The organism is Streptomyces sp. SID13031 (genome assembly GCF_010548305.1).
In the GTDB taxonomy this organism is placed as follows: Bacteria; Actinomycetota; Actinomycetes; order Propionibacteriales; family Kribbellaceae; genus Kribbella.
In genome coordinates, this window is record NZ_JAAGLV010000001.1 from 689,918 (window position 1) to 713,939 (window position 24,022).

General features: G+C 68.4%; 14 protein-coding genes. 9 read left to right on the plus strand and 5 right to left on the minus strand.

The window, feature by feature from the left end; genetic code table 11:
* Nucleotides 1-81: 81 nt before the first annotated feature.
* Nucleotides 82-2,079 carry an NAD-dependent DNA ligase LigA gene (gene ligA / locus G3I17_RS03065; protein WP_164593676.1) on the minus strand — a complete coding sequence of 666 codons (1,998 nt, stop codon included), beginning with the start codon at nucleotides 2,077-2,079 and terminating at the stop codon, nucleotides 82-84.
* Between the two features lie 106 nt (nucleotides 2,080-2,185).
* On the opposite strand from ligA, the gene G3I17_RS03070 reads away from it, so the two are divergent.
* Together G3I17_RS03070 and G3I17_RS03075 are read left to right on the plus strand one after the other, a co-directional pair.
* Nucleotides 2,186-2,794, plus strand: a complete 609-nt coding sequence (locus G3I17_RS03070) for an HD domain-containing protein (RefSeq protein WP_203589638.1) — start codon at nucleotides 2,186-2,188, stop codon at nucleotides 2,792-2,794.
* 127 nt (nucleotides 2,795-2,921) lie between these two features.
* On the plus strand, nucleotides 2,922-8,741 hold the full coding sequence (locus G3I17_RS03075; RefSeq protein ID WP_164593678.1) for a DUF11 domain-containing protein: 5,820 nt from the start codon (nucleotides 2,922-2,924) through the stop codon (nucleotides 8,739-8,741).
* A gap of 42 nt (nucleotides 8,742-8,783) precedes the next feature.
* Here the strand turns inward: G3I17_RS03075 and G3I17_RS03080 are convergent, their stop codons facing one another.
* A complete protein-coding gene (locus G3I17_RS03080; protein WP_164593680.1) occupies nucleotides 8,784-9,872 on the minus strand; it encodes a helix-turn-helix domain-containing protein in 1,089 nt (362 codons plus the stop codon).
* A 70-nt stretch (nucleotides 9,873-9,942) separates the two neighbouring features.
* Between G3I17_RS03080 and G3I17_RS03085 the strand changes: the two genes are divergently transcribed.
* The 6 genes from G3I17_RS03085 (at nucleotide 9,943) to G3I17_RS03115 (ending at nucleotide 16,497) form a co-directional block, all read left to right on the plus strand.
* Nucleotides 9,943-10,914, plus strand: a complete 972-nt coding sequence (locus G3I17_RS03085; RefSeq protein ID WP_164593681.1) for an NADP-dependent oxidoreductase — start codon at nucleotides 9,943-9,945, stop codon at nucleotides 10,912-10,914.
* Nucleotides 10,915-11,001: 87 nt separating this feature from the next.
* A complete protein-coding gene (locus G3I17_RS03090) occupies nucleotides 11,002-11,187 on the plus strand; it encodes a hypothetical protein (protein WP_164593683.1) in 186 nt (61 codons plus the stop codon).
* Nucleotides 11,188-11,414: 227 nt separating this feature from the next.
* Complete coding sequence (locus G3I17_RS03100; RefSeq protein ID WP_164593685.1) at nucleotides 11,415-12,101, plus strand: HNH endonuclease family protein; 687 nt, start codon at nucleotides 11,415-11,417, stop codon at nucleotides 12,099-12,101.
* A gap of 61 nt (nucleotides 12,102-12,162) precedes the next feature.
* Nucleotides 12,163-12,441 carry a hypothetical protein gene (locus tag G3I17_RS03105; RefSeq protein ID WP_164593687.1) on the plus strand — a complete coding sequence of 93 codons (279 nt, stop codon included), beginning with the start codon at nucleotides 12,163-12,165 and terminating at the stop codon, nucleotides 12,439-12,441.
* Between the two features lie 393 nt (nucleotides 12,442-12,834).
* Nucleotides 12,835-13,740 (plus strand): universal stress protein, encoded by a 906-nt coding sequence (locus G3I17_RS03110; RefSeq protein WP_164593689.1) that lies wholly within the window; start codon nucleotides 12,835-12,837, stop codon nucleotides 13,738-13,740.
* 39 nt (nucleotides 13,741-13,779) lie between these two features.
* A complete protein-coding gene (locus G3I17_RS03115; protein WP_203589639.1) occupies nucleotides 13,780-16,497 on the plus strand; it encodes a bifunctional GNAT family N-acetyltransferase/acetate--CoA ligase family protein in 2,718 nt (905 codons plus the stop codon).
* A 45-nt stretch (nucleotides 16,498-16,542) separates the two neighbouring features.
* Here the strand turns inward: G3I17_RS03115 and G3I17_RS03120 are convergent, their stop codons facing one another.
* Nucleotides 16,543-17,142, minus strand: coding sequence for a hypothetical protein (locus tag G3I17_RS03120; RefSeq protein ID WP_164593691.1), 600 nt, complete (start codon nucleotides 17,140-17,142; stop codon nucleotides 16,543-16,545).
* 136 nt (nucleotides 17,143-17,278) lie between these two features.
* On the opposite strand from G3I17_RS03120, the gene G3I17_RS03125 reads away from it, so the two are divergent.
* The gene (locus tag G3I17_RS03125; RefSeq protein ID WP_203589725.1) at nucleotides 17,279-18,589 is read left to right on the plus strand and encodes an aldehyde dehydrogenase family protein; all 1,311 of its coding nucleotides are present in this window, start codon (nucleotides 17,279-17,281) and stop codon (nucleotides 18,587-18,589) included.
* Nucleotides 18,590-18,616: 27 nt separating this feature from the next.
* Here the strand turns inward: G3I17_RS03125 and G3I17_RS03130 are convergent, their stop codons facing one another.
* Entirely contained in the window at nucleotides 18,617-20,215 is a 1,599-nt protein-coding gene (locus tag G3I17_RS03130; protein ID WP_164593695.1) for a DHA2 family efflux MFS transporter permease subunit, read from the minus strand.
* Between the two features lie 163 nt (nucleotides 20,216-20,378).
* The gene (locus G3I17_RS03135) at nucleotides 20,379-23,741 is read right to left on the minus strand and encodes a S8 family serine peptidase (protein WP_203589640.1); all 3,363 of its coding nucleotides are present in this window, start codon (nucleotides 23,739-23,741) and stop codon (nucleotides 20,379-20,381) included.
* Nucleotides 23,742-24,022 lie beyond the last annotated feature (281 nt).

Consider the following 24,022-nt stretch of genomic DNA (forward strand, 5'->3'; position numbering starts at 1 on the left):
GCACCACACCGGGAAACCTCGATCTCGGCATCCGGCGGCCGAACAGCTTCTCGCCCGGTCCACGGGTTCAGGTGGCCGTGTTCACTGGTTGAGGAGGTCGGCGGCGAGGAGTTGTTGCCAGATCTCGGACTGGTCGACGACGGTGACGCCGAACTTCTCGGCCTTGGTGAGTTTCGCGGCGCCGACGTCGGCGCCGGTGATGAGCAGATCGGTGGTCGCGGAGACCGACGAGGCGATGGTCGCGCCTGCGCGCTCGCAGAGTCGCTGGAAGGCCGGGCGGGCGACCTTCTCGCCGGAACGCGGGTCGCTGATCGCGCCGGTGACCACCACCGTCTTGCCCGCCAGAGGTGCGCCGGCCACGACGACCGGCGGGAGGTCTTCCTCGCGCACGTCGAGCGACACTCCGGCCGCACGGAGCCGCTCGAGCTCGGGCCGCAATCGGGTGAGGTGCTCGATCAGCGAGGTGGCGACCTTCAACCCGATGTCCTCCACCGCAACGAGGGCGTCGACGCCTGCGTCGGCGACCTCTTCCAGTGAGCCGAAGCCCGCTCGGCACATCCTGGTCGCGGTGCCCTCGGACGCCATCGGGATCGCGAGGCCGATCAGCGCCCGGCGGAGGCCGACCTGACGACTCGCTTCGATCGAGTCGATCATGCGGGTCGCCGAGACCTCGCCGACGCGGTCGAACTCGAGCAGCCGGTCCTTGGTCAACCGGTAGAAGTCCGAGGGGTGCTCCAGGATGCCCGCTTCGGCCAGCCGCTCGATCCAGACTCCGCCGATCGCGTCGATGTCGGCCGCGGCACGCGATGCCCAGTGGATCAGCCGCCGTACGGTCTGGGCCGGGCAGGCGACGTTGGTACAGAACAGTTCGCGGCTGTTGCCCTGCTCGGTCAGTGCCTGCTCGCATGACGGGCATACGCTCGGCGGCACGATGTCGCGCTCCGCGCCGGTGCGCTTGGAGGCGTCGAGCACTCCGGCGACGAATGGGATGACGTCGCCTGCGCGGCGTACCAGGACTGTGTCGCCGATCTTGATGCCGCGGGCGCGGATCACTTCCTGGTTGGCCAGCGTCGCGCGGGTGACCGTCGTACCGCCGACGAAGACGGGCTCCAGCCAGGCGACCGGCGCGATCTTGCCGGTTTTGCCGACGTCCCAGACCACGTCGGCGAGCACGGTCGTCTTCTCCTCCGCGGCGAACTTGAACGCCAGCGCGCCACGCGGCGAGCTCGACCTGGTACCAGCGGCGGCGAAGGCGTCGCGATCTGCCAGCCGTAGTACGGCGCCGTCCAGGTCGTAGTCGAGGTCGTTGCGCTGCTGCTCGATCGTGGTGATCACCGCCTGCGCCGCGACCGCGTCGTCGCAGTGCCGCATGTCGGCGACGGTGAACCCGAGCGTCTGCAGCGCGCGGTCCAGATCGGCGTCGGTGTTGTCGGGATCGCTGAGCAGGTCGAAGGCGAGGAACTGCAGTCGCCGCTCGGCGACCGTGGCCGGGTCCTTGGCGCGCAGGGTGCCGGCAGCGGCGTTCCTCGGGTTGATCAGAGGCTTGTCCTGGTGGGCCGCGTTGTAGGCGGTGAAGGTCGAGCGCAACATGACCGCCTCACCGCGGACCTCGATGCGGCCCAGTACGTCGAGCCGCGCCGGTACTCCGTCAGCGAGCGCCCGCACCAACGGCGTCACGTCGTCGCCGGTCGTCCCATCGCCGCGGGTGATCGCCCGGGCCAATTGCCCGTTCTCGTAGACCAAGGCCAACGACAGGCCGTCCAGCTTCGGCATGACCACCACCGACTGGCCGGGAAAGCGGCCGAAGAAGGCCTCCACCTGCTCCGGGCGAGTCGCCTTCTCCAGCGACAGCATCGGCCGCGAGTGCCGGATCGGCGCATGCAGCACCGCGGGCGCCCCCACCTGCTCCAGCGGGTTCGGGTCGGGCGCCAGCTCAGGATTGGCGCCGATCAGCGCCCGCAACTCGTCCTCGACCGCGTCGTACTCCGCATCGGCAACTGTCGGCGAACCCCGGTAATAGGCGTCGCGAAGTACCACGATCTGATCGGCAAGTTCCTGAATCCGCTCCCCAATGTCCACGGCCCAAGACACTACCGGCGCACTCCGACAACCGGTGGGAATGGCCCATGGGCGTGGGGGCGGAATGGACCAGTGATGGCGGCATTTCGCGCCGTACCGTCGAGACATGATCCTTTTGCAAGACCTCTTGGTTCCTGAGACCGCCGCCTCATCGGCGGCCTTGGAGGTGGCCGCCGCTTACCAGTCCGCCGCTTTGCAGAGCCACTCGCGCCGGGTTTACGTGTGGGCGGCGGCCTACGCCGAGCAGCAGGGCATCCGGTACGACGCCGAGCTGCTGTTCGTGGCGGCGATGTTCCACGACATCAGCCTGGTGCCTGAGTTCGACAGTCATACCGTCTCCTTCGAGGAGGCCGGCGGCCATGTCGCCCGGGTGTTCGCCGCCGGCGCCGGCTGGCCGAGCGAGCGCCGCGAGCGCCTCGGCGAAGTCATCGTCCGGCACATGTGGCCCGACGTGGACGCGGCCGATGATCCCGAAGGTCACCTGATCTCGCGAGCGGCCGGGCTGGATATCGCAGGCAGGAACCTCGACGACTTCACTCCTGCCTTCCGGGCCGAAGTACTCCGGCAGTTCCCCCGGCTCGGACTCACCGACGAGTTCCTCGCCTGCTTCCAGGCGCAAGCCGAACGGAAGACGGGCAGCTCCGCCGCTCGCGCCGTCCAGTCCGGCCTCAGTGCCAGGATGGCCGCCAACGGCCTCGACACCGACGAAATCTAGCGACTGCGCCCGACCGTCGCCGGATTGTTGCCCCCGACACCTATCGCCGCTGGTAGTTGAATGACTACTGAGTGTGGTATGTAGGTGAAGGCTCTCGCCACAGGTGCGACTGAACGGGGACATTCAGATGGCTGGTCGGCTGCGTCTGCTGCTTGCTGTGCTGTTGGTGGCCGGCTCGGGATTGGTGCCACCGGCAACGGCTGCGGCGGAGACGATCCGGACCTTCGGCAAGGTGTTCGGCGCGCAGGTGAACGGCGCGATCCGGATCACCGGCAACTCGCTGGAGACCTGTGACACCACGGTCACCACCTGCAGGGCGGCCTTGGCGGGCAGCAGTGCGAACGCGTCGAACAACGAGTGGGCGATGCGACTGCTCGACGCCGACTCGGACTCCTCGACGAAGTCCTCGTCGGCGGCCACGGTGAGCCTCCCCGACGGCGCGAAGGTTCTGTTCGCGGGCCTGTTCTGGGGCGCCACCCGGGCCGCCGGCACCGGCGGTACGGCGAGCAGCGGCGACGGTAAGTCGATCAAGCTCCGGGTCCCCGGCCAGACGGCGTACCAGGCGATGGCCGCGGGGCGCACGGACTATCTGAGCGCCACCACCCAGGACTACTCGTCGTACCTCGATATCACCTCGGTCGTGCAGACCGCTGGAAACGGTGAGTACTGGGGTGCGGACGCAGCGGCCGGCACAGGTGCCGATCGGTACGCCGGTTGGAGTCTGGTGATCGCCTACGAGCACCCGAACGAGCCGCTGCGCGACCTGACCGTGTTCAACGGCTATGCGCGGGTGACCACGGGCGACGTGATCAAGACCAGCATCTCGGGTTTCCTTGCGCCGCCGAGCGGCCCGGTGAACGCGCGCTTCGGCAGCGTCACGTACGAGGGTGACGCGGGCATCAGCGGCGACTACTTCGCGGTGAACGGCACCCGGCTCGCGGACGCGCAGAGTCCGTCGGCGAACTTCTTCGGGAGCCGGGTGACCGACGCGGGTGCGAACCTCACGAACCGGACGCCGGCGAGTCTGAACAACCTGGGCCTGGACGCGAAGGTCGTGGACGCGGCCGGCATCCTGCCGAACAGTTCGACCAGTGCCGAGCTCACCTTCGCCAGTACCGGTGACTTCTACTACCCGGCGGCGCTGACCACCCAGATCGACCTCTACGCGCCGGCGGTCCACGGCACCAAGACGGTCCGCAACCTGTCCGGCAACGACCCGGCGAAGATCGGCGACACGCTCGAGTACACGCTGAGCTACGGCAACACCGGTGACGATGACGCACTCCGGTCCGCGGTGCGTGACGCGCTGCCGCCGAACACCACCTTCGTGCCCGGCTCGCTCGGCGTGGTCTCCGGCGCGGGGACGGGAGACAAGACCGACCAGGCGGGTGACGACCAGGCGGAGTACGACGCTGCCTCGCGCTCGGTGCGGTTCCGGGTCGGCATGGGTGCGAACGCCACCACCGGTGGACGGCTCGGGACCAACGACAGCACGACGGTCCGCTTCCGCGTCACGCTCGACGACGCCTCGGCCGGGACGACGGTGGTGAACACCGGTTACCTGGACTACACGGCCGAGACGCTCGACAAGCCCTACAGCTACCGTTCCGACGAGGTCCGTACGCCGGTCGCGGAGTCGGCCGACATCGTGCTGACCAAGACCGGTACGCCGGATCCGGCCCCGGCCGGGGGCGAACTCACGTACACGATCGTTGCCCACAACAACGGTCCGAGTACGGCGCGGGAGGTCGCCGTCACCGACACGCTGCCCGACGGTGTCGAGCTCGTATCAGCCAAGCCGACCCAGGGTTCTTGTACTGGCAAGGTCGACTGCGCGCTGGGTGATGTGGCCCCCGGTGGCGAGGCGAGCATCACGGTGATCGTCCGTGTCCCGGCAGCCACCACTGCGACCGGCCTGACCAACGTCGCCACGGCAACGAGTTCCACCTCCGACCCGAACCAGAGCAACAACAACGCCTCGGTGACCACGCCGGTGACGCGGTCCGCGGACCTCTCCGTCGACAAGGCGGTCACGCCGGACGACCCGGCGCCCGGCGAGGTGGTGAAGTACACGCTGACGATCCGGAACAACGGGCCGTCGGATGCCGAGCAGGTCCGGATCGCAGACTCGCTCCCAGCCGGTCTGACCCTGGTCAAGGTCGAGGCGCCGGCTCCTGCGACTTGTACGGCGGCCGGCCAGGACATCACCTGTACGACCGACCGATTGGCCGGGAAGTCGGCGCTGGTCGTCACGATCACCGCCGCGCTCGACTCGGCGTACCAGGGTGATCCGCTGGTCAACAAGGCCGGCGTCAGCAGTACGACGCCGGATCCGGACCTGTCGAACAACACGGATACGGCGACCGTGACGCCAGGGAAGCCGAAGGCAGACCTGGTCGTCGCCAAGCAGACGATCACGACGCCGGTCGTTGCGGGCAGGCCGGTGACCTACCAGATCACCGTGCGGAACGACGGCCCGTCGGACGCCCAGGCAGTCCAGGTGGCCGACAACCTGTCGGCTGACCTGACCGGAGCCAGCGCGGACACGACCGCCGGTACTTGCACGGTGTCGTCCGGCCAGGTGCGGTGTGCGATCGGTGACCTCGGCTCCGGCTCGACCGCCACGGTGACGGTGACTGCGACCGTCGCTGCGACGGCGACCGGCTCGTTGGTGAACACGGCCAGGGCGAGCAGCACGACGCCGGATCCGGAGACCTCGAACAACACTGGCAAGACGGCCGACGACCTCACCACGAGCGCCGACCTGGTCATCACGAAGACCGCTCAGCCGGTCCCGGTCCAGGCCGGGCGACCGGTCACGTACACGCTGAAGATCACGAACAACGGGCCGTCCGCGGCCAAGACCGTGAAGGTGACCGACCCGGTGCCGGCGCCGCTGCAGTATGTCTCGGCGACCACGTCCCAGGGCGATTGCAGTCAGGCTGACGGCACGGTGACCTGCGCAGTCGGCACGGTGGCTCCGGGCGATACCGTCACGGTGACCGTGGTGGCGAACGTTCCTTCCGGTACGCCGCCGAACCAGCTAGACAACACCGCGAAGGTCTCGTCGCCGACCCCGGATCCCGTACCGGACAACAACTCCGCGACGTACACGCTGCTGACCGGCGCGCAGGCGAACATCACCCTGGTCAAGACGACGAGCCCCGATCCGGTGGCCGCGGGGACGGCGATCACGTTCAAGCTCACGGTCGGGAACGCGGGTCCGTCCGACGCCCAAGGTGTCACTGTGGAGGACGTGGTACCAGGCGCGGTGACCGACGTGACCGCCTCGGCGACCGGCGGGGCCACCTGCACGGTTGCCGACGGGCGAGTTCGTTGCTCGCTCGGCACACTGGCCTCAGGTGACAGCTTCGTGGTCACTGTCAATGGAACGGTTGCCCCAGGCGCCGAACCCGGTGAGCTGGTGAACACCGCAACCGCCGGATCGCGCACGCCGGAGGATCCGACCGAGTCCGACAACACCTCGACCAGTACGACGACAGTCGTTGCCAAGGCTGATCTGTCGATCACCAAGACCGCTCCGGCGACGGTTGTCGCTGGCAACCAGTTGAGCTACCAGTTGACTGTTCACAACGCGGGACCGTCCGATGCCGTCGCGGCCGTGGTCACCGACACGCTGCCGGCGGGTACGAAGTACGTCCGCGGCTCCAGCCCGGCCGGTGACTGCCTGCAGGATCCGGCCGTCGCCGAGCCGGTGGTGAGCTGCCCCGCCGGGCGATTGGCGCCTGGTGGTGAGACGGTCGTGACGATCGTGGTGACGGTTGCGTCCGACGTGCCGGCCGGGAAGTTGACGAACAGCGCGACGGCGAGCTCACAGACTCCGGATCCGAACGACCAGAACAACACCGGCACGGCCGAGACCACGGTGAGCGCCTCGGCCGATCTGTCGATCGCGAAGTCGGTCGAGCCGTCGCCGCTGGTCGCGGGCGGCGAAGGTGTCTATTCGCTGAAGGTGCACAACGCGGGCCCGTCGACCGCGCAGGCGGTCACTGTCACGGACGAGGTGCCGGCCGGCCTGACGTTGCTCACGGCAACTAGCGCTGATGGTGCTTGCACGGTGACCGGCGCAGCCGTCAGCTGCGTGCTTGGCGCGCTGGCGCCGGGTTCCGACGCCGTCGTCGTACTGCGGGTCAAGGTCGCTTCGGCGCAGACCGGTGCGATCACCAACTCCGGCAGCATTTCTGCTCAGACGCCCGATCCGGACCCGGCGAACAACACCGGCACGGTCACCACGAACGTCGTACAGTCCGCCGACCTCGAGGTGATCAAGACCAGCGACGAGAAGTCGGCGACCGCGGGCGGGGGAGTGACCTATCGCGTCTCGGTGGTCAACCACGGCCCGTCGGATGCCACCTCCGTCGAGGTCGCGGACACCTTGCCGGCCGGGCTGACGCCGATCAGTGTCGAGACAGGCCTGGGTTCGTGTACGACAACGGGGCAGGCCATCCGCTGTGCGCTCGGGACTCTCGCCGCGGGCGGTACGGCGACCGTGGTTGTCACGGCGGCGCTGGACTCCGGGTACAGCGGGACCAGCGTGACCAACACCGCCACCGCGACCTCGCCGGTGCCGGACCCCGACGTCGACAACAACAGCTCGACCATCACCATCCCCGTCGGCACCAGCGCGGACGTCGCCGTCACCAAGCAGGCAGAGCCGGCCGGCGTCACTCCGGGCAGCACCTTCGACTACACGATCGTGGTGACGAACGCGGGTCCGTCGGTCGCGCGTTCGGTGGTCGTGGCCGACACGATGCCGGCCGGTGTGAGCGTGGTGTCCGCGGGCAAGCCCTGCCAGGTCGACGGCGCCGCTGTCCGGTGCGAGCTTGGCGACGTACCAGTCGGGCAGTTGATCCTGTCGATCCGGGTCCGGTTGGCTCCGGGGTACGACGGGGCGACGCTGACCAACACCGCCACGGCGACCTCGCCGACACCCGATCCTGACAAGGACAACAACACCGGCAAGATCGTGTCGCCGGTGACGGCCTTGGCCGATCTGGCCATCACCAAGACGATGAGCCCGGCCGATCCGGTGTCCGGTCAGCCGGTGAAGTTCACCCTGACCGTGCAGAACAAGGGGCCGTCGGATGCCCGGACGGTGGTCGTCACCGATGAGCTGCCTCGCGGTCTGACGAAGGTCTCCGCCAAGGGCGCCGACGGCGTGACCTGCACGGTGCTGCCGCCGACGCGCACCGGAGCATCCGACGCGCCCGAGGCCGGCACTGTGCAATGCAGTACGGCGTTGCTCGCGGAAGGCGCGACGATCACGGTCATCGTCACGGCTACTGTCGTCCCTGGATTCACCGGCGCGCTGGAGAACGTCGCGCGGGTCGGTGCGGCGACCTCGGACCCGGTGATCGGCAACAACGAGGCGAAGGCGGGCGGCCGGACCAGCCAGTCGGCCAACCTCAGCGTGCTCAAGACTGCGTCGAGCGCGAGCGTGGTGGCCGGGCAGAACCTCGGCTACACGATCGCCGTGCACAACGCCGGACCTTCGGCCTCGCTCGGCGTGACGGTGACCGATGAGCTGGCCGCCGGACTGCGACTGCGGAGTACGCCGGGCAATTGCGCGACCCACGGACAACGGGTCAGCTGCGCCATCGCCCGGATCAACCCCGGCGAGACCACCCGGATCGTGCTCGAGGTTGCGATCGAAGCGGCGTACGGGAAGAAGTCAGTCACGAACACGGCGACCGCGACGTCGAAGACCCCGGACGCGGATCCGGGTGACAACACCAGCTCGGTCACCGTCAAGGTAACGAAGCCCGGAATGCCCACGCCGACGCCGAGTCCCCAGCCGCCGGGCAGCGACCTCGGCGACACCGGTGGCCCAGTGGGACTGACCATGGTCCTCATGGCCCTGGCCCTGGTGCTCGCAGGCGGCGTACTGCTGGTGGTCACCCGCCGAGCCGGACGCCGCAGCCACTGAAGACGGCCTGGCGCCCACCAGCACACGGCTGACTGAGTTCAGTCACAGCGCCTGAGTTGCACCAGGTCTCGCCTCTAGCCCCAGCTCGAGGCGAGACCTGCTGTGGCCAGGGCTTAGGCCTGCCGACTCGTGAGGCTGGATCGGCTCGTTGCGGAACATTCGGCGGTAGGCGGTGGGGGAGACCCCGGCGTTTTCGCGTAGTTGCTGTCGCAGGTTGGTGCCGCTGCCCAGGCCGGTCCGATCGGCGATCTGGTCGACTGTCAGTTCGGTGTCCTCCAGCAGTTGCCGGGCATAGTCGAGCCGCTGAAGGGCTAGCCAGTTGCCGGGACTCACGCCGGTCTCGGCGCGGAATCTGCGGGTGAAGGTACGCACGCTCATCCGGGCGTGCTCAGCCAGCTCGATGAGGCTGAGCGGCCGGCCGAGTTGCTCGGCGGCCCACGCGCGGGTGCCCGCTGTACCACCGTCTCGTACGGGTGGGATCGGCCGGCGGACGTATTGTGCTTGGCCGCCGTCGCGTCGCGGCGGTACGACGCAGGCGCGGGCCACGGAGTTCGCCACTGCGCTGCCGTGGTCGCGGCGGATGACATGGAGGCACAGGTCGATACCGGCGGCCACCCCGGCGGAGGTCAGTACGTCGCCGTCGTCGATGTAGAGCACGACGGGATCCACCTCTACGGCGGGGAACAGTTGCTGGAGTTGCTCTGCCTCGGCCCAGTGGGTCGCAGCGGGCCGGCCGTCGAGGAGGCCGGCGGCGGCTAGTACGAAGGCGCCCGTGCAGATGGCCAGCAAGCGAGTGCCTGGGCGGATCTGCTCGAGTGCGCGTAGTACGGACCGGTCGAGCTGGCCGTAGGAGTCGAGGATCTCCTGGAGCATGTGCGACGGCGGGATCACGACGGAGTCAGCAGTGGCGAGCACCGAAGCGTCGTACTGGACGTTGATGGTGTAGCCGTCGGAGGTCTGCACGGCTGAGCCGTCGACCGTGCACGTGACGACGTCGTAAAGCGGGTGCTCCGGATCCTCCGCTGCGAAGGCGCCGCCGAAGATCCGCGCCGGGATGGCGAGCTCGAAGGGGACAACGCCAGGCAGCGCCAGGACGGCGACGCGATGCGGGCGGGCAAGTCGGACAGACATGGCCCGATAGTTTCACATGATGTCCATCAGGCCAGTAGGCAAGCCTGGGACGCCGCGAAAGACTCGGGTCATGACAGCGAACGAGAAGACGATGCAGGCAGTGGTCGCCAAAGGCAGCGGTGGGCCTGAGGTTCTGCAACTGGAGCAGGTCGAGCGCCCGGCGCCCGGGTTGACCGAGATCCTGGTCCGGGTCCGTGCGGCCGGGATCAACCCCACGGACTGGAAGGCGCGCGCCGAGGGGGGCCGCCTGTCCGAGAAGGATTTTCCGGCGATCCTGGGCTACGACGTGGCCGGCGTGGTCGAGGAGGTCGGGATCGGGGTGACCTGGTTGCGGGTGGGCGACGAGGTGCTGGGGATGCCGAAGTTCCCGGTGCTGCCGGGCGCCTACGCGCAGTACGTCGTTGCCCAGTCGCGGCAGTTCGTGCGCAAGCCGGAGGTACTGAGTTTCGAGCAGGCCGCCGGACTGCCGCTGGCCGCGCTGACCGCGTGGCAAGGCCTGGTGGAGACCGGACGCCTGCGCTCGGGAGAGCGCGTGCTGGTGCACGCGGCGGCGGGCGGAGTGGGTCACCTGGCTGTGCAGATCGCCAAGAGCCGTGGCGCGTACGTGATCGGCACCGCGAGTGCGGCCAAGCACGATTTCCTTCGCTCGCTCGGAGTCGACGAGGTGATCGACTATCGCACCGAGGACTTCGTCGACGTACTCCGTGCGCAGCCGGTCGACCTGGTCTTCGATCCGATCGCGGGCGATACCGGTCTTCGCTCGCTCCAGGTGCTCAAGGACGGCGGCTCCTATGTCTCCATCCTCCCCGTCGACGAGGCGACCGCCCAGGAGGGGCGACGCCGTGGCATCCGAGCTGAGTTCACCCTGGTGGAGCCCGACCGGCTGGCCCTGACCGCGATCACCGACCTCGTCGAGCAAGGCGAACTGCGGGTCGAGATCGACTCGGTGTTCCCCCTCGCCGAGGCAGCAGCGGCCCACCGCCGCGGGGAGACCAACCAGGCCACCGGCAAGATCATCCTCCACGTCACCTCTGAGTCCTGACCCGAAGGCCTCTCGCCACGCGCACGGATGATTACTCAGCGTGTGCGTCGGGTATGAGCGACTTGGCGTCCGAAGCGGGCGTTTGAAGTGGTGAAAGGGGCAGGCGAATGGCCGGGGTGGTGGTCGGCGATCTCGACGATGTCCGACGCCGACCACGACGACAAGGTGTCGCTCGACGAGCTGATGACCGTCGTCGACCAGCTCCCGGCGATGGACGAAGGGTTCCCACGACGGCATCGAGGAGGTCTTCCCGAAGCTCGACCTCAACGGTGACGGTCACCTGTCGCGCCAGGAGTTCCGCGAGCTGTGGTCGGGGTGCTGGCGCGACGACGACCCCGAGTCGCCCTCGCAGTGGGTGTTCGGGCCTTACTGACTCAGACCTTCGGGCAACCAGCCGTGGCCGGGCAGCTACAAATCAGCGGCCAGAATTCATGCTGGAGTTGGAGCGGGTACAGGGCTCTCGGCGATAGCGTGCGGGAAGTCGATGACTCGGAGGAATCATGACTTCCCGCCCCGCTCCCGCACTGCTCCGGCGCCGTCTCGCGCCGGCCGCGTTGCTACTACTACTCGCCGTTGTTTTCCAATCCCAGCAGGCGATTCCGGCCGCCGCCGTCAACATCACGGCCAGCGATCTGCTGGCGACCCTGACCGTTCAGGTGGAGAACGGCACCGGGTACGACCGGGCCCTGTTCCCGCACTGGATCGACGCCGACAGCGACACCTGCGATACGCGGGAAGAGATCCTGATCGCCGAATCCACCACGACACCGTCGACCGGCACCGGGTGCAAGGTCAACTCGGGCACCTGGAATTCCTGGTACGACGGCGCCACCTGGACCAACCCGAGCGACGTCGACATCGACCATGTCGTCGCGTTGAAGGAGGCGTGGGACTCTGGCGCGCATGCCTGGACCACCGCCAAACGCCAGCGCTACGCCAACGATCTCGGCTACGCATGGTCGCTGGACGCGGTGACCGACAACGTGAACCAGTCCAAGAGCGACAAGGACCCGGCCCAGTGGCTGCCGCCGCTGACCTCGGTCCGCTGCGCGTACGCGATCCACTGGACGGCTGTGAAGTACCGGTGGAAGCTCTCCATCGACACGACCGAGAAGAACGCGCTGGCCGCGATCCTCACCGGTTCCTGCGGTAGCACCTCGATCCCGACTCCGCCTTCAGGCACCTGACCCCTGGCCCGCAGGATGCCGCATCCGCCCTTTCCCCTGGGCAAGGGCGGATGATGGCGGTATGACGAGTTTCGAGACGGACCGCGAGACCCTGCGCGCACTGGCCGACGAAGGCAACGAGAAGGCACAGGACCGGCTTGCCGACCTCGCCGACGAACGCGGGGATCTCGAGGAGCTGAGCGAACTCCTCGACGAAGGCTGCATGCACGCGGGCGAGCTACTGACCCGACGGGCAGCAGCCGCCCGTGACCTACGGGAGCTGCAGAGAATCTCAGACGCCGGCTACGACGAGGCAACCGACGTCCTCAACAACCTCCTCGACCCGCCCGACAAGCACTGAGCCTCTCGTCCTTCCGCTCCGGACCGCTGGTTGAGACGCGACCTTACGAACCGCGAGTTCGGCTTCGACCGGCACTCGCGCAACGCGCGCACGATCGCCAACCGCAACCCCCGCGACTGGAAGGCGGCGTACGTCGGCGGCGTCGGCGTCGTAACTCGTCCCCACGCCGGATCCGGAGCCGCAGCTCGGCCGAGAAGGCCTTGCTCAGTGAGCGGCTCTTGTCGTGCGGGATGTACTGCCCGGCCAGGACACCGGTCACCTGAGGCTTGGTCTCGGGCATCAGTCCTGAGTCGATAGGTCTTTCGGCACCTCATCGGGTGACCACGGGCTCTGCCCGCGGCCGGCGTCCGTGGGTCACGATCGGAGCAGCCGCCCGAATCGGAAGGAATCATCGTGTCCTCTACCGCGCTGCCCCCCGAAACTGTCCGCCCGGTCGTGGTCGAGGTCGACGGATCCGCCGAAGGGCTGCGCGTGCTCGACTTCGCCTGCGCCGAGGCGATCCGCGACGACGCCGGCCTGGTGCTGGTCGCCGCGCATCGGGCCGCTGACGCGGTGATCAGTGGGGAACTTCAGCCGTCGGCCGAGCGGGCTGCCGAGTTCTTGCGGATCGCCGCCGCTCACGTCCGCCGCCAGACCGGTACTGCCCTCGAGATGACAGCGGTCTGTGCTGCGGGGACGCGGATGAAGGTGTTGTCCGCGACGGCCGGCGGTGCCCGGGCCTTGGTCATCGGGCGCGAGCGCCATCGTGGGCCTGACCGCTTGATCGCAGCTCGTAGCAACCTGCTCCTGGCCCGTCGGACCGACTGCCCGCTGATCGTCGTACCGGGCTCGTGGAAGCTGTCACCGTTGCAGCGAGATGTCGCAGTCGGCGTCGACGGTACTGCGCTGTCGTCCGAGGCAGTCGGGTACGCGTTCCGCGCGGCGGCTGCCCGTGGCGGCAACCTGATCGCGGTTCACGCCGCTCCCCGCTTCTCGGCTCCCGACGGCTTGTGGGTTCGCAAGGCGGAGCTCGAGCTCATCGAGGTGCTCGGAAGGTGGTCCGCGGAGTACCCCGGCGTGAAGGTGACCCGGTACCTGACCTGTCGCCCGGTCGTCGCGGCGCTGCTGCACAAGTCCCGCGAGGTGAGCCTGCTGGTGCTGGGCGCGCACGCGGGAATCCTCCCGATCGGCGATCCGATCACCCGCCGCGCGATGGCGGTCGTCGACGGACCGGTCGCGATCGTGCCGCACCGCCCGGCGTACGCGAACCAGCCCGCCCAAGCGCGTCCCGTCGACAACCTCATCACGACGGTGAACTGACTTGTCATCAACTCTTTTGCCTCTCAAGGAGGACTCCGAGTGATCACCATCGAACAGAAGCCCGGCTCAGCTGGTTGGGCGCACGCCTCGAGTGGCTGGGATGCGTTGGCGATGGACGGGTCTGTTGTCCACGTCCGTCCGTTGCGTCCCGACGACGAAGAGGCGTTGAAGGATCTGAACCATCGGGTTTCGGACCGCTCGATCTATCTGCGGTTCTTCGCGCTCGATCGCCGCGGTGCGGACGCGCAGGCGCATCACCTCGTGGCGCCCCCTGCGGCTGACCGCCAGGTGGCGTTGCTCGCCGAGGTCGCGGGCCGGGTGGTGGGCGTGGGCAGCTTCGAGCTGATCCGGGCGGGTGAGGCCGAGATGGCGTTCCTGGTCGATGACGTGGTGCAGGGTCGTGGGATCGGTACTTTGCTGCTGGAGCAGCTCGCGGCGATCGCCCACGAACGGGGGATCCGTCATCTGCTCGCGGACACGTTGGCCGTCAACGGGCCGATGCTGTCGGTCTTCACCAGGTCTGGCTTCGAACAGGTCCATACCCTCGATCAAGGCGTCGTCGAACTGTCCTTGGACACCGACTACGCGCCGACCGGGGTCGACCGGATGGCCGAGCGGGAGCGTGCGGCCGGCGACCAGTCGCTGCGTCGGCTGCTGACGCCGGCCTCGGTCGCGGTGATCGGCGCGGGACGCAAGGCGGGCGGGATCGGCCACGAAGTACTGGCCAACCTCGTCGAGGGTGGCTTCACCGGCGAGTTGTTCGCGGTGAATCCGCAGGCCAAGGAGATCGAGGACATCACCTCGTATCCGTCGATCGGGGCCGTTCCCGGTCCGGTGGATCTGGTGGTGATCGCAGTACCGGCGGCCCAGGTGCCCGCAGTACTGGAGGAGTGCGGCCAGGCCGGTGTCGGGGGAGTGGTCATCCTGACCGCTGGTTTCGGTGAGTCCGGCCCGGAAGGGCGGGAGATCCAGCGCGGCCTTGTCGCCACCGCCCGCAAATATGGTCTGCGGCTGATCGGCCCGAACTGTCTGGGCATCGCCAACACCGCACCGGCCGTCCGGCTGGAGGCGAACTTCGCGACGGTGCGCCCGTTGGCCGGAACTCTCGCGCTCGCCGCACAGTCCGGTGCGGTCGGCGTCGCGGTCCTCGACCACGCCAGTCGCGTCGGTCTGGGGATCTCGGAGTTCGTCTCGCTGGGCAACAAGATCGATGTCAGTGGCAACGATCTTCTGCTGCACTGGTGGCAGGAGCCTCGTACTGATGTGATCGGCCTGTATCTGGAGTCGTTCGGCAACCCACGCAAGTTCGGCCGCCTTGCCCGGTTGGTGGGGCGGACAAAGCCGGTACTGGTGGTGAAGAGCGGCCGGTCCAGCAGTGGACGCCGTGCGGGCGCCTCGCACACGGCAGCCGCGGCAACTCCGGACACGGCCGTCGACGCGCTGTTCGCGCAGGCCGGCGTACTGCGGATGGACACGCTGGAGGAGTTGGTCGAGACCGCCCGGGTTCTCGCCGGCCGGCCGCTGCCCCATGGTCGGCGCCTTGGGGTCGTGGGCAATGCCGGTGGCGCCGGCGTCCTGGCCGCGGACGCGGCGGAGACGCTCGGTGTCGAGGTTCCTGAGCTCAGCGAACTCACCCGCAAGGCCATGGCTGAGGCAATGGGCACGGCAACGGCAGGCAATCCGACCGATCTGGGTGCTGCAGCGTCCACCGAGGTGCTCGAACGAGCGATCAAGGTGTCGCTGGCCAGCGGTGAAATCGACGCGCTACTGGTGGTCTTCGCCGCGACCAGAGCAGGTGACGTTGACGAGACGTACGCCGCGATCGCGCGAGCCGCTGCCGGTGCGACGATCCCGGTGGTCGTCAACTGCCTCGGAGCCCCCGACGCAGCGCCACAGGTCGAGCTCGAAGACGGCGGCCGGTTGCCCGTCTTCCCGTTTCCCGAGGGCGCGGTCCGGGCGCTCAGCCAGGCGATGCGGTACGCCGAATGGCGCGCCCGGCCACAGGGCGTCGTACCGGCGTTGCCGGACGTTGACCTCGATGGCGCTCGGGCTGTCGTCGCGGAATTCCTTGCGGCGACTCCTGAGGGTGGCTGGCTCGATCCGCACGCGGCTGAGCAGCTCATGCGTGCCGTCGGCATCACGATCGTGCCGACTGCGTCTGCCGACGATCGCGCCGGCGCCGTCGCTGCGGGGGAGCGGCTGGGATATCCGGTGGCGCTGAAGACCGCGGCTGCCGGTGTCGTTCACAAGACCGATGTCGGCGGCGTGCACCTGGGGATCGCCGACAGCGCAGACCTCGGTACTGCGTACGACGCGGTGGTTGCGGCAGTCGGCGATCCGCACGTGGTGATTCAGGCGATGGTGCCGGCTGGGATCGAGCTGGTCGCCGGGCTGGTCCGCGATCCGTTGTTCGGCCCGATCCTGATGGCCGGGAGCGGTGGGGTGCTGACCGATCTGCTGGCTGATCGGCGCTGGTGCGGGGTGCCGCTGACGGATCTGGATGCCACCGAGATGGTGCGCTCGTTGCGCTGCGCGCCGCTGCTGGCCGGATACCGCGGTGGGGAGCCGGCGGACGTTCCCGCAGTACTGGAAGTTCTGCACCGGATCGCCCTGCTGGCCGAGAACCTCCCCGAGGTCACCGAGCTGGACGTGAACCCTCTGGTCGCAACTCCGGCAGGCGCGTTCGCCGTGGACGTGAAGGTCCACCTTGCCCCGGCCGTCAGCGAACCCGCCGCCTACACGCGCCGACGTAGCTGAGCGGTGGTGACCACACGGGGCACTCCCGTGTGGTCACGACGGCGGTCAGTCGCAGTTATCGCAGATTCCGTTGGCCGGGGTCTGCAGGTTGCATTTGGGGCACTTGTTGATCGGGCGCTCCGCGATGGCGGCCTTGCGGGCGCGTGCGCGGGCGGCGCCGAGCTTCGGCGGGATCATCGCGCTGCCACCACCGGCAGGCAGGCCGGCTGCCTCGAAGTGACGGTAGTTGGCGAGGCGCTCGTGGGAGGCGTGGACATCCGGGTCCGGGGGAGTGGTACCCGTCGCTGCGCCGACGATGGCGGCGTACCCGTCGAAGACGCTCTCGTCGGGGTTGACGCACAGCGACGACAGCATCGGCTCACCACGCCGCAGGCTCTCCGCGGACACCTCGGCGAGCACGCCACCGATCCACTGCCGGGTCGGCTGCTTGGTCCGGATGCCGGTCAGCTCCTGCACGCCGGTAGCGATGTCCTTGTGCTGTACGAGCGCCTGGTACTTCTTGGCTGCGACGAGGAGTATCTCCCGCGCGGCGCCAGCCCACTCGGTCCGTGCGGTGGTCATGCCGACATCGGAGACTTCGCGCCAGGCGCGTTCCTCTACATCCGGCAGTTCGTGGTCAGGCGCGGCGACATCGGAAGTGGACACTGTGGAGAGCCTATCCGGCCATCCCCAATCAGCGAAAACCGCCGCCACGATCAGAGTCGGACAGACCGGCCACCCGACGATCATGTCGGCGGTCGAAGTACTGGGAGTCACCATGTCATAGCATCGAGTCATGGTTATGTCCGAGGACACCAACATCCCCCAGCTCGTCACCGACCTCCGTACGACCTTCGACTCCCGCGTCACCAGGCCGGTCGAGTGGCGTCGGGAGCAGCTCAGCGCGCTGAAGACCATGTTGCTGGAGCAGGACAAGGACTTCGTCGGCGCGCTATACGCCGATCTCGGCAAGCCCGCCGAAGAGGCGCGCGGGACCGAACTGATGTTCGTCGTCAACGAGATCGACCACACTCTGGAGAACCTGGAGGCCTGGCTGGCGCCGGAGCCGGCGCCATTGCCGGAGAAGCTGCTGCCTGGCACCGCGCAGGTGATCCGCGAGCCGCTCGGTGTGGCGCTGGTGGTCGGGCCGTGGAACTACCCGTTGCACCTGGCCCTCGCACCCCTGGTCGGAATCCTTGCCGCGGGCAACGTCGCGGTGGTGAAGCCGAGCGAGTTGTCGCCGACCGTGTCCGCGGCGATCGCGCGGCACGTTCCGGCGTACCTGGACTCCTCGGCGGTGGCCGTGGTCGAGGGTGGCATCCCGGAGACGACCGAACTGCTGGAGCAGCGGTTCGACCACATCTTCTACACCGGCAACGGCCTGGTCGGCCGGATCGTGATGACGGCCGCCGCGAAGCACCTGACCCCGGTGGCGCTCGAGCTCGGCGGCAAGAGCCCGGTGATCGTGGACACCGACGTCGATCCGGTTCTGGTCGCCGGGCGGCTGGTCCGGGCCAAGTTCCTGAACGCCGGCCAGACCTGCGTCGCCCCCGACTACGTGCTCGCGATCGGTGACCCGGGTCCGCTGGAGACAGCACTGGCGGACGAGGTACGGCGGAAGTTCGGCGACGACCCATCGACGAGTGAGGACTACGGCCGGATCGTCAACGAGCGCCACTTCGACCGGCTGTCCGGCTTGCTCGGCAGCGGCCGCGTGGTGGTCGGCGGCGAGACCGACAAGGCCTCGAAGTACATCGCCCCGACGGTCCTCGCCGAGGTCGCCCCGGACTCGCCGGTGATGGGCGAGGAGATCTTCGGCCCGATCCTCCCGATCCTGACTGTGCCATCCCTGGACGCGGCCCTGGCCTTCATCCGCGACCGCGACAAGCCGCTCGCCCTCTACGCCTTCACCGACTCCGACGAGACCAAGCACCGCATCCTCACCGAAACCTCCTCAGGCGCCGTCGGCTTCGGCCACCCGGTAGTCCACCTCACCGCAACCGACCTCCCCTTCGGCGGCGTCGGCGAGAGCGGTATGGGCCGCTACCACGGCAAGTACTCAATAGACACCTTCAGCCACCTGAAAGCCGTCCTGGACCGCCCCCTCGACTGACACCCGGCGGGCGATACGCCCAACCCGTCAGTCGACCACTGCGGGTGGGACTTGCTTGTCGGCCAGGTTGGTCGTCTCGCGTTTGCGGGGGAGCATCAGGGCCGGTATCAAGGTGATGACGACCAGCACCCAGGCGACCCAGTAGCTGTGCGAGAACGCCGTGGCGGCGTCGACCAGTCCGCGAGCGACGGCGCCCGGATCGAGGTGGAGCGCGGCGAAATTTTCCGGGCGGGTGTTGGACAGGATGGCCGCATAGGTCTCGCGCAGTCCTCCGCCCAGCCCGGGGACGTCCTGCGTGCCGGGGATGATCGGCGAGTTGTTGAGCTGGTTGGTGAGGATGACCGACATCGTCGCCACGCCGCAGGAGGAGGCGATCTGCTGGCTGATGTTGAGCAGTGTCGAGCCGCGGGCGACCTGGGCTCCGGACAGTGTCCGCAGTGCCGTGGTGAACAGCGGCATCATCGTGGCGCCCATTCCGAAGCCCATCACGGCCAGCATGGCGATGATCAGGGGGTACGGCGTGGTGGCGGTGATCTGGGTCAGGCCGAACATGCCGACCACGATCAGCGCGAGCCCGACGGGGACGATCCGGCCGATCGGGATCTTGTCGACCAGTCTCCCGGCGATCGGCATGGTCACCATGGCTCCGAGTCCTTGCGGTGCTACCAGGAGACCGGCGTGCAGGGTGGACTCGCCGCGGATCTGCTGGAAATAGGTGGGCACCAGGAGGAGCCCGCCGAAGAATGCGGCGGCGAACAGGAACATTGTCACGATCGAGATGGTGAGATTGCGGTTGCGGAACAGTCGCAGGTCGAGCAGGGGGTGTTCCGGGCGGAAGGAGTGCCAGACGAAGGCCGCCATCAGCAGTACTCCGGCCAGTACCGAGACCCATACCCGTGGCGCGCCGAAGTCACCGTTCTCGGCCGGCAGGGAGGAGATGCCGAAGAGGAACAGCGCGAGCCCGGGGGACATCAGCGCCACCCCGAGGAGGTCCAGGGACTCCGACCGCTGCGGCTCGTCCTTGGCCAGGGCGAACCAGGCGTAGACCAGGGCGATCACGCCGAGTGGCAGGTTGATCAGGAAGATCCAGTGCCAGCTCGCCACCTGGATCAGCCAGCCGCCCAAGATCGGTCCCAGGATCGGGCCGAGGAGCATGGGTACGCCGAGGATGGCCATCAGCCGGCCCATCCGGTGGGGTCCCGCGGCCCGGGTCATGATGGTCATACCGAGCGGCATCAGCATGCCGCCGCCCAGTCCCTGGAGGACGCGGAAGCCGATCAGCATGTCGATGCTCGACGCGGTCGCGCACAGGGCCGATCCGGCGGTGAAGAGGAAGATCGCGGTCATGTAGAGCCGCTTCGTGCCGAACCGGTCGGCCGCCCAGCCGGTCAGCGGAATCACGGTCGCGAGCGCGAGCGTGTACGCCGTGACCGTCCAGGCGACGTGGGAGTAGGAGACCGGGCTGTCGGTCGTGCCGAACTCGTCCTGGAAGGTCGGCAACGCGACGTTGACCACGGTGATGTCGAGGATCGACATGATGGCCCCGAGCACCACGACGCCGGCGATCTTCAGCACGGCGGCGTCGATGTGGTCAGGGTAGTCGGACTGGACTGCTGGCTGGCTCATGGTTCCCCCTCGCCGCGGATCCCGGTCCCAGCCGACATTACGCGCCGGTCCCCGGCGTACACGAGCACATTCTTCAATCGGTCTGGCACTCAGGCGGGAGGCCCAGCTGCGAACGACGTCCGGGCCGGATCCCGTGGGATCCGGCCCGGACGGTCTCAGGACGCTAGTTGACGATGATCTTGTCGACCTCGATCGTGACGCCCTTGACGAGTGGTGTGGAGGTTCCGGTCGTGACCGTGCCGGTGCCGTGTTGCACACCCTTGATGTTCATCGAGTAGGTCATCGAACCGCCAGGCGCGCCTGGCGTGCTCAGGACCCGGTAGTCCTCGATCGGCGGGCCGGTGATCTGGCTGCCGGCCGTCCCGTCGAAGTTCTCGGCGCCGACCGTGAGGCCGTACGCCGGGCCTGGGTCACCCGGCAGGTTGCCGGGGTCGTAGGTGTACGTGATGTCCTCGGCGCCGTTGGAGCCGATCCACTGCTGGAACACCTTCAGTGTGTTGGTGCCGAACAGGAATTCACGCCACTCGATGACGAGCCAGCTGTTAACCCCATCGGTCAGGCTGCCGGCGAGGATGCCCGGAGCTCCGGTGCCGTCGAGGTCGGTCCAGTAGGGCGCGAGTACGTTGTTCGGACGCGCGGGGTCGGGCAGGTTCTGCGGTGTGAACTGGATGTCGTCCGACCCCGAGGTGCCGCCGGCGACCGAGTAGCCGTCGGAGACCACGCCGATCCGGTTGTACGACTGCCCGGCGAAGAGATACGGGTCGACGTTGAAGTTCAGCGCCTGCTCGTCCCCGATCGGGATCGGCGTGATGCCGAAGAGGTCCAGCGGCAGGTAGCCCGCCGGGCTCACTCCCGGCGCGATCACAGGCCGGTCAGGCTGGCGTCCTGCCAGCGTCGCGGTCTTGGTCGCGATCTGGGTGCCGACCTTGGTCGCGCCGGTGACGCTGTTCAGCCGTAGCTGCGAGCTCAGCGTGCTGAGCGCAGTGACGTTGGTGGTCTGCAGGCTGTTGTTCTGCACGGTCACGGTGCAGGTCGATTGCCCGGTGTTCCGCGGGATACTCGACGGCGTGCAGGTCTGGTCGATCGGCACGATGCCTTCCTGGCGGAAGAACGCGACCGGTAGGTGCAGGGCCCGGCTGCCGCCGACCTGCTTGAGGTTGACCTGACCGAAGTACTGGCCGTCGGGCAGGTCAGGTGCGGTGATGGCGATCGTCAGCTTCTGGCTCTTGCCGGGCTTCACCGAGAACACCGGCGGCAGCACGGTGATGTTCGCCCCGCTGACGGTCGTGCCGGTGGCGGTGAAGGCGAGCGTGGAGTTGGTGACGTTCTTGACCGTCCGCTCGGCCGTGATCAGGCCTGGCATGGTCGGCGCGTTCACCGACGGCACGTTGAGGTCGATCCGGTTCAACGCGTCGGTGGCCGAGGCCGCGTAGTTGGCCGCCGTCTCGTCCAAGGTCAGACCGGGGTCGCCGGCCTTGGTGAGGTCGATCCGGCCACTGCCGTAGTCGAACGGATCGGCCTGGGTGACCCGGTCCGGCTTCTTGACCGTGGTCTTGGCGGTGGTTTGCAGCGCGGACTTGGCCTGCCCCGCCGTCCACGTCGGGTGCAGGGCGAGGACGAGCGCGGCGGCGCCGGCCACGTGTGGAGACGACATCGAGGTACCGGCGATCGCCTGGTACAGGTTGCCGGGCGGTCCCACCGCCGGGGACTCGGGAGTCGGCGTGGCTCCGGCCAGGATGTGCAGGCCGGGCGCGGTGACATCGGGCTTGAGGAAGTCACCACCGGGGCCGCGCGACGAGAACGACGTCATCACGTCGCCCTGCCAGGTGGTCTTGGTGCCCTGGGTGAACTTGGCGGTGGTACCGGGGTGCGCCGCGAGGAACGCCAGCAGAGCGTCGGCGTCGGGCTTCTCGAGCTGCGCGGCCGGCAGCCAGTGGTTGTCGGTGAAGACGTCGGACGGACTGGTGGTGTTGTACATCAGCATGCCGAGCGCGCCGCCCAGCTTGACGTTGAAGCCCTTCATCACCCGGCCGGGGGTGAACTGACAGGCGACGATCTTGCCGATGAAGATGCCCGGCGGCGCCGGGGTGTTACAAGTCGCGTCGTTGTACGGCGGCGCGGACGCGAGGACGACCGGTGCCGGGGTACTGACGCCCGCGGTGATCGAGACGCCGGAGACCGTGGCGGTCGCGCCGCCGCCGGTCAGCGTGATCGCCGAGCGGAAGGTACGGCTCTGCGTGGACGCCGCGACCGTGGTGACCCACGGGCTGCGGTGGTCGGTGGTGTTGGCGCCCGGACCGGAGTTGCCGGCCGAGGCGGCGACGAACACGCCGGCTGCGTATGCGTCCAGGAAGGCGAGCTCGACCGGGTCGCTGTACGGGTCGCTGCCGCCGGAGATCGAGAAGTTGATCACCCGGACGCCGTCGAGGATGGCCCGTGCGACGGCCGCGGCCGAGTCGCTCGGGAAGCAGCCCTGGGCGCCGCAGACCTTGTACACCGACACGGCGGCTGCCGGGGCGATACCGAGGATCGCGCCCCGGTCGATGCCCAGCGGGTTGGCGTGCGCGACCGGTCCGCCGGCCGACGTCGTGGCGGTGTGCGTGCCGTGACCGTTGGAGTCACGCGCGGAGTCGGGGTAGGTGTCGCCCCCGATCACCTCGTTGTAGGTGTCGAGGAACGGCCGCCCGCCGATCAGCTTGCGGTTGCAGGTGAACACGTCGCTCGCCGGCGTCAGCGGGTTGTCGCCGAAGTCGCACACGCGTGGCGTGGCGTCAGTGGTTGCCGGCGGCACCGGCAAGGTACCGGGGTCGGCGAACGAGGGGTGCTCGGGCCAGGCGCCGCTGTCCAGGATGCCGACGATGATGCCCTTGCCGGCGTTGGCCGAGCCGCCGAGCTGGTTGTAGATCGTCGGGGCGCCGATGAAGGCGCCACTGGAGTCGGTGAGCAGCTTCTGCGGGTTGTCCTGCTGGATCGCGGCCACACCGGGCAGCTTCAGCAGATCGCGTGCCTTGTTCGCCTGCACACTCAGCGACATACCGCCGTACACAGTGCGTAGCTTCTGCCCGGCTTGCGCACTCGGAACCTTCTCGCGAAGTGCGGCCAGGAAGGTGTCCTCCACTGTCGTCACATGCTTGAGGTACTTGGTCGCGTTCGCGCTCTTGGGGTCAAGGCGCTTGCCGGTGACCGACGGGCTGGTGCCAGGCAGCCCTTTGAGCTCCCCGCGGTACGCGGCCAGCGAGTCGTAGTCGAGCTTGACGACGACCCGTACCTGCTTGGCGGAGGTGCTGTTGACGAGTGCCGGGTCGCTCTTGGCGAGCTGACCGCTGGGCGACTTGGCGCCGTTGACCGTACCGGCGAGCGTCAGTGGCGTCGCGGTCCAGGTCTGGCCGGTCGGGACGGTGGGGGATGGGTCGGCAGCCTCCGCGCTCAACGCGGGCAGAGAGGCGGCGATCAGCAGGCCGGCGGACAGGCCGGCGATGGTGGTGCGTCGAGTGATGCGGATGTGGGTCCGGGCTCTGGACCTCATGTGGGCCTCCCGTGAAGGCAGATGACGCCGTCAGCGAAGGAGGAAGGCGCGGGACGTCGGGCACCACTACGGACCCCTCAGCCCTGTGACCGATCCCCCCCGGGTACCGGCGTACCGGCAGACACCCCCTACGGCACCCACCTGAACCGAGGCTAAGCCACAACCTCGTACTCGGCTAGACCTCCGCCCGCACTGGTATGTCCACCGCCAAACTCAAACGATTGCCGAAATCACCTACCGCCAGCGCCGTGTCAGCGCGGTGTCAGCGTCGTTGGTGATAG